Source organism: Pseudoxanthomonas gei (genome assembly GCF_010119615.1).
Classification (GTDB): Bacteria; Pseudomonadota; Gammaproteobacteria; order Xanthomonadales; family Xanthomonadaceae; genus Pseudoxanthomonas_A; species Pseudoxanthomonas_A gei.
On the sequence record NZ_QOVG01000006.1, the window covers coordinates 245,001 to 251,379 of the forward strand.

9 protein-coding genes are annotated in these 6,379 nt (G+C 67.4%); 5 read left to right on the plus strand and 4 right to left on the minus strand.

Annotated elements, in window-relative coordinates; all coding sequences use genetic code 11:
• Positions 1–95: 95 nt before the first annotated feature.
• Entirely contained in the window at positions 96–779 is a 684-nt protein-coding gene (locus DT603_RS10925) for a GNAT family N-acetyltransferase (protein WP_162349907.1), read from the plus strand.
• A 57-nt stretch (positions 780–836) separates the two neighbouring features.
• Here the strand turns inward: DT603_RS10925 and DT603_RS10930 are convergent, their stop codons facing one another.
• Entirely contained in the window at positions 837–1,283 is a 447-nt protein-coding gene (locus tag DT603_RS10930; protein WP_162349908.1) for an SRPBCC family protein, read from the minus strand.
• Positions 1,284–1,562: 279 nt separating this feature from the next.
• On the opposite strand from DT603_RS10930, the gene DT603_RS10935 reads away from it, so the two are divergent.
• Positions 1,563–2,171 carry a hypothetical protein gene (locus tag DT603_RS10935; RefSeq protein WP_162349909.1) on the plus strand — a complete coding sequence of 203 codons (609 nt, stop codon included), beginning with the start codon at positions 1,563–1,565 and terminating at the stop codon, positions 2,169–2,171.
• Between the two features lie 111 nt (positions 2,172–2,282).
• The gene (locus tag DT603_RS10940) at positions 2,283–3,146 is read left to right on the plus strand and encodes a glycoside hydrolase family 16 protein (protein ID WP_162349910.1); all 864 of its coding nucleotides are present in this window, start codon (positions 2,283–2,285) and stop codon (positions 3,144–3,146) included.
• Here DT603_RS10940 and DT603_RS10945 read toward each other — a convergent pair whose 3' ends face one another.
• Positions 3,147–3,626, minus strand: coding sequence for a GFA family protein (locus tag DT603_RS10945; protein ID WP_484573157.1), 480 nt, complete (start codon positions 3,624–3,626; stop codon positions 3,147–3,149).
• Positions 3,627–4,283 carry an NAD-dependent epimerase/dehydratase family protein gene (locus DT603_RS10950; protein ID WP_162349911.1) on the minus strand — a complete coding sequence of 219 codons (657 nt, stop codon included), beginning with the start codon at positions 4,281–4,283 and terminating at the stop codon, positions 3,627–3,629. It abuts the gene before it with no gap.
• Positions 4,284–4,490: 207 nt separating this feature from the next.
• Between DT603_RS10950 and DT603_RS10955 the strand changes: the two genes are divergently transcribed.
• Positions 4,491–5,552 (plus strand): hypothetical protein, encoded by a 1,062-nt coding sequence (locus DT603_RS10955; protein ID WP_162349912.1) that lies wholly within the window; start codon positions 4,491–4,493, stop codon positions 5,550–5,552.
• Positions 5,553–5,683: 131 nt separating this feature from the next.
• Positions 5,684–6,079, plus strand: a complete 396-nt coding sequence (locus DT603_RS10960) for an MAPEG family protein (RefSeq protein ID WP_162349913.1) — start codon at positions 5,684–5,686, stop codon at positions 6,077–6,079.
• Between the two features lie 25 nt (positions 6,080–6,104).
• Here DT603_RS10960 and DT603_RS10965 read toward each other — a convergent pair whose 3' ends face one another.
• Complete coding sequence (locus DT603_RS10965; protein ID WP_170295411.1) at positions 6,105–6,371, minus strand: GIY-YIG nuclease family protein; 267 nt, start codon at positions 6,369–6,371, stop codon at positions 6,105–6,107.
• Between the last annotated feature and the right edge of the window lie 8 nt (positions 6,372–6,379).

Genomic DNA, 6,379 nt, shown 5'->3' on the forward strand with positions numbered 1-6,379 from the left:
ACAAGTCGCGGGCTCCGGCAACGTGGTCGTCTGCTGGATACCCTCCGGCCGATACCGGCGGGTGGATAATGCGGCCATCGCACCGTGACGCCGCCATGGACACCGCGCTCGACAATCCGATCTGGTCTTCGCTGCAGACGATCCATCGCAGACTCGCCCTGGTGCACGGGCCGGTTGCGCGTTATCCAGCCGACCATGCGCCCTTTTTCGCGGTGGAGTCGCCCGCGGCGGACGCGGCCGAGGCCTGCGTGGCCCTGGTCAGGCCTGGCGAAGCGGTCTACCTGCTGGGGGCAGCGCCGGACGCAGTGCCCCGGGCCTGGGAACTGAAGGCGTTCGCGCCGCTGGCGCAGATGGTCTGCGACGCGCCGCTGCCGGTGGTCGACGGGCCGCGGATCATTCCGCTCACCGAGGCCCATCGCGACGATGTGCTCGGGTTGACCGCGCTGGTGTATCCGCATTACTTCCGCGAACGCACCATGGCCATGGGCCGCTATTTCGGCATATACCAGCACGGCCAGCTCGCCGCGATGATCGGCGAACGCCTGGGCACGCCCGACCGCCGCGAGATGAGCGCCATCTGCACGCATCCCCGGTTCAACGGACGCGGGCATGCGCGCCGGCTGACGGCGTGGCTGGGCAATGATTGCCTGGCGCGCGGCGTGCAGCCGTTCCTGCATGTCAGCCACGAGAACCTGCGGGCCAAGCTGCTGTACGAACAGATGGGTTACCGGCTGCGCCGCGATATCGGATTCTGGGCGCTGCAACGCCGCGGCGGCTGATGGTCCGGCCGCATGGCATCACCAGGTGTTCGGCCTGGCAGCGAGCCGTTGCGCGCTTCAGTCCGGGATATCGGCTTCGACCAGCTGCGCCAACTGCAGCAGCGATTCCTGCCAGCCCAGGTAGCACTGCTCGACCGGGATGGCCGGCGGCAGGCCTTCCTGCAGGATCTGCAGATCGGTGCCGCACGAGACCGGGGCCAGGGTGATGGTGGTCTGCATCTCGCCTGGCAGGCCGGGATCCTCGAAGCGATCGGTGTAGCGGATGCGCCGGTGCGGATCCAGCTCCACATAGGTGCCACCGAAGGCGTGGCCGTTGCCCGTGGAAAAGTTGGTGAACGACATGCGGTAGCTGCCGCCGACCCGTGCCTCCAGGTGGTGGACTTGGCAGGTGAAGCCATGCGGCGGCAGCCATTTGGCCAAGGCCTGGGCATCCAGGAAGGCGCGATACAGCCGTTCTGGCGAGGTACGGAGGACGCGATGCAGGCGGACGCTGTTGGCGGACATGGTGGATCCCGTTGCGGGGAGATTTCCCTTGCCGTTGCGACGAAGCGGCAGGCTCGGAATCGACAGGTCGAAACCGGCGCATCGGCTCCCAAATGCAACGCTGCGCACACTACGGAGATGCCAGCCGCCTGGCAGTGAAAAAAAGTGTGACCCAACTGTCAGACTCCGCCTCGCACCGCGCCAATGGGGAATCGCGGGGTTCAAGGCACTGGGGAGTGTGATGGGAATGCCGCATGCAACACCCGCCACCGGCCGGGCAGCCGTTTGACGCGCCTGTCCTTGCTGCTCCTGGCCGTGCTGTTCCAGGCCCTGGCCATGCCGGCCGGGGCGCAGGCCGTCAGTGACCAGTTCGACCGCGGCAGCGGCGAGCGCCGCATCGTCTACACGGCCGATGGCAGCCGCGATACCCGCAAACCGGTGTTCACCTTCAACGCGCATTTCGTCGGCCAGGCCGTGGCCATGAGCATCGACGTGGCCTTCGTTTCGGCTGGCGACGGGGAGGCGGTGCCGCGGTCGCGGTTCGCCGGCTGCCACGACATCGCCTGGTGGATCGATGGCCGGCCCCAGGCCACCGCGCGTGCCGTGCATCACGGGGAGGTCATCGACGGGGACATGGTCGAGATGATCGACCAGGAGGTGACCCTGGAATGGATCGACGCGGTGGCCGCGGCGCAATCGGTGCGCTATCGCGTGTGCCGCGACGAGTACCTGCTTACTGCCGGGGACCTGCGCGGCTTCGCCACGGTCGCGGCCAAGCTCAGGAATGCGCGGATGTCATCGGCCGCGCCCGCCCAGCAGAAGGAGGCAGCCACGGCGCCAGCCGAGGTGGAATACAAGGGCATGAACTGGCGGCCCAAGCATCCTTCGCTGTTCGGCTCGGGGAAGTGAGTCTGCTGGCCGGCCGATCCTGACGACCGACCCTGACGACCGGCCGTGACGCTGGTTGTACCCTGTCGCTGAGGTGATGCTGCGTCACTGCCGTTGACGGGAGGAGAGGCGATGAAAGGCGTGCGACCGGTGGGCAATACAGTGTTGCTGTGTGCGGCGCTGCAGGTATCCGCGGCGCTGGCGGGGGGTGCCGCTGGAACCGGGGTAGTGGAGGCCGCGCGCCCTGACACCGGCAAGCAGTGGGCCTTCGAAAGCACGCCGGCCTGGCGCGACGAATTCGACCAGCCCGGGCCGCCGGATTCGAGCAAATGGCGTTTCCAGCAGGGCGGCCATGGCTGGGGCAACCACGAACTGCAGCAGTACACCGACAGCAGCCACAACGCCTTCGTCGAGAACGGCATGCTCAACATCGTGGCGAGGAAGCAGAAGCGCCAGGGCATGGATTACACCTCCGCGCGCCTGACTTCGAACAAGCAGGGTGACTTCCTCTACGGTAGGTTCGAGATCCGCGCGAAACTGCCAGGCGGTCGCGGGACCTGGCCGGCACTGTGGATGCTGCCTACCGACAAGGTCTATGGCGAATGGCCCAAGTCCGGCGAGATCGACCTCATGGAACACGTGGGTTTCGACCCGGGCCGCATCCACATCACCATGCATACCGAGGCCTACAACCACCGCATCAATACCCAGCGCGGCGCCACCCGCGTGGTCGCCGATGCCATGGACGGTTTCCATGTGTACCGCACCGACTGGACCCCCGATGCAATCCGCGGCTACGTCGATGACCAGCTGGTGCTGGAGTTTCCCAACGAGGGCAGCGGGCCGAAGGCGTGGCCGTTCGACCAGCGCTTCCATTTCCTGATGAATGTCGCCGTCGGCGGCGACTGGGGTGGCAAGGAAGGCGTGGACGACAACAGCTTTCCCGCCACCCTGCAGGTGGACTACGTGCGGGTCTATCCGCTTGTCGGCAGGTAGTCAGGCCGGCTGGCGGGGAAATGCGGGCAGGGCCGCATCGATGACGGCCCAGGCCGGCGCCGAATCGGTCCAGATCACCGCCTGCGGCGCGAACTGGCCCGGCAGGTCCAGTGAGCCCGCCCGCACGACCAGGTAGTCCAGGTTCTCCCGTGCCTCGCTGAAAAGGGCGCTGCCGCAGGTACCGCAGAAAGATCTGCGCATGTGGTGACCGCTGTCGGCGAGGCTCTCGTAGTGCAGCGGCGTGCCTTCGACCTGCAGCGCGGCGCGGGGCACGATCAGGTTCACCGACGCATTGCCGCAGGCCCAGTACTGGCAGTCGCGGCACCAGCACTGGCGGGTGGCCACCGGCCCGGTGGCAAGCCGGTAACGGATAGCGCCGCAGCGGCATCCTCCTTCGATCGTGGCGCTGTCTCCACAAGGGGTGCGGCCGAGTGTGCCGGCTGGGCGGCCAGCTCCGCAATCAGGGTAAAGCACCTCCACTCAGGCGCCGAGGCGGTTGATCTCCGCGTTCTCGACCACCGCAGGCAGCGGCTGCTGCGACAGCACGGCCAGCATCGCGCGGCCTACCCGTCCGGTCGTGGTCAGCGCACCCGGCAGCAGGCGCACGCCCAGGCCCAGCAGGGGTCCGGCCAGTGCATGCACGGCCGCCATGGCCGCATGCGGCGAGCGCACACCCTCGACCGGCTGGATCCCGCCGGGGCGCAGCATCACGGTGCGGACAGGAAGGGCGGCAAGTGCCTGTTCGGTCTCGCCCTTGATGCGCAACGGCATCAGCCGGCTTGCCGGGTTCGAATGCGCGCCGGAAATGTAGACGAAGACGATGCCGGGATTGAGGCCGGCCAGGGTGGTGGCGACATTGAGGGTCAGGTCAAGGGTGACATGGCGGTACTCGTCCTCCGCGGTACCCAAGGGTGGCGCACCTGCGCAATAGAAGCAGGCATCGAATGGCAGCAGCGCATCTTCGACGGCGGACAGGTCGGCGAAGTCCGCGCAGGTGATTTCGGAAAGTTTCGCGTGTGCCTGGCCGCTGGGATGGCGTCCCAGTGCCGCCACTGCCGTGACGTGCGGGTCGCGCAGGCATTCACGCAGGACGCCCTGGCCGACCAGGCCATTGGCGCCGGTAATGAGGATGCGCATGGAAGTCTGCCTTCATTTGGGGAACCGCGAATCTATCCCTGTCGCCGTGAAGGCCGTGGACCGCATGCAGCGTGGCAAATCTGCGTGAACCCTCGCAACGGCCATGGATCCGGCAATCCGGCAGGGGATATTCACGAGGCGTTCGGATGGGCTGCCGTGCGCGCACTAGACTGTCGGCACCCCCGTCGCCGTGTCCCGATCCATCGCATGTTCAAACCCGTAATCCTGGCCGCGCTTTGCCTCGGCATGGCGGCCTGCCGGCCGGCCGCGCCGGTGCAGCCGGTCGACACCATCGTCGACCTGCCCAGCAATGGCGACCAGGCTGGCGCGCTGAGTGGTGGTCCTCCCCCTGCCGCGCCGGTGAAGGCCGCGACCCTGGAGTCAGGCAACTGGCCGGTCGTGGAGGTCAGTTCTGGCGAGGCCTTCGTAAGCTGCGCGGCCGAGCCGGAGGAGGGCGACCCCGGCCATGCCCTGCACGACCTTTCCTATGCCAGCGTGTCGACCCTGGTGCGCCCCTGCATCAAGACCGGCATCGTGCGGCTGCGTTACCAGGGCAAGATCGCCACCGACTTCACGGCGCTGGTGGAGCGCGTGGCCCATATCGCCGAGCGCCTTCGCATCGAGACCCGGATCCTGGACCTGGATTCCAGCGGCGGCCACGTGGAGGATGCGATGAAGGCCGGCGACGCCATCGGCGCCACGCGCTGGCTGTTGTGGGTTCGCGAGGACGCGATCTGCCACAGCGCCTGCGTGCTGATCCTGGCGGCGGGCGATGATCGCCGGATTGCCGGCAAGGTCGGCATCCACCGCATGATCCGGGTCGATTCCATCGCCAATACCCGCGCCGAAGTGAGCCAGGAACTGCGCGAGGTCTATGCGCAGATGAAGGACTACCTGGAGCGCAACGGCGCCGCGGTGGCGGTGGCCGACCTGATGATGACCGTGCCCAATCGCAAGCTGCGGCTGCTGGCCCGCAACGAGCTGGAGGAGTACGGGCTGGACGGTGCCAATGCGGTGCAGGACGACCTGGAACGGATCCGGCTGACCCGCAAGTGCGGCGAGGATTTCGTTGGCCGCAAGGACGAATTCACCCGCGTGTTCGAGCGCGAATGCGTGCGCCCGGACACGGCGCCGGAGCAGGTCGACGCCTGTGGCCTGGCGTTGCGCGCCGATTACGGATTTCCCGACGGCAAGTGCCCCATCGAGAGCCCCTTGTCGCAGCATGACAACGCCGGCACGCGCCCTTCGGACCAGTCGGGGCACGAGTAAGTCGGGAGCGCTGGCATGACGGGGGCACAGCGTGCAGTTCCTGATGGACCTGCCGCCGGCACTGCATCGCTATGATGAAGGCGGTTCCCGCACCGTTGCAGCGCGGGCTTTGAATTCATCCTTCCGGAGATTTGCAGATGAGCATGGAGACCCAGATGCTGGCCTGGTCCATCGCCCTGGGCCTGGCCCACGTGTTGCTGGGCGCGGGCCTGATGACGCGGCAGCGCGGCATGAAATGGAATGCAAGCGCGCGTGACGGCGAGCCCAAGCCCCTCACCGGAGTGGCGGCGCGGGTGGAGCGGGCGACACGTAATTTCCTGGAAACCTTCCCGTTCTTCGCCGCCGCGGTCCTGGCCGTGGTGATGACCGAACGCACGGGCAGCGAGAGCGCCCTGGGTGCGCAGGTCTATTTCTGGGCCCGGCTGGCTTACCTGCCGATCTACGCGGCCGGCATCCCGTACCTGCGCTCGCTGGCCTGGGCGGTGTCGCTATGGGGACTGCTGCAGGTCCTGTGGGTGCTGTTCTAGGGCAGCGACGGGGCAGGGCGATCGATCAGTCCCGTGCCCAGCGTTCGCACAGCACGCGTTTTTCAGCTGCAGGCAATTGCTTGATGCGGTACTCGGTGCGGCTGGCATCGGCGCGGTCTGCGCAGGCGCAATGCCCCAGCAACCGCGCGGGTGGGTGCGAACGGGTGTAGCGCGCGCCCTTGCCGGCGACATGCTGCGCGTAACGCCGCAGCACTTCGGTGGTGATGCCCGTATAGAGGCTGCCGTCGCGGCATTCGATCAGGTACACGTACCAGCAGGCGGGCGTTTTCACCGGCCGCC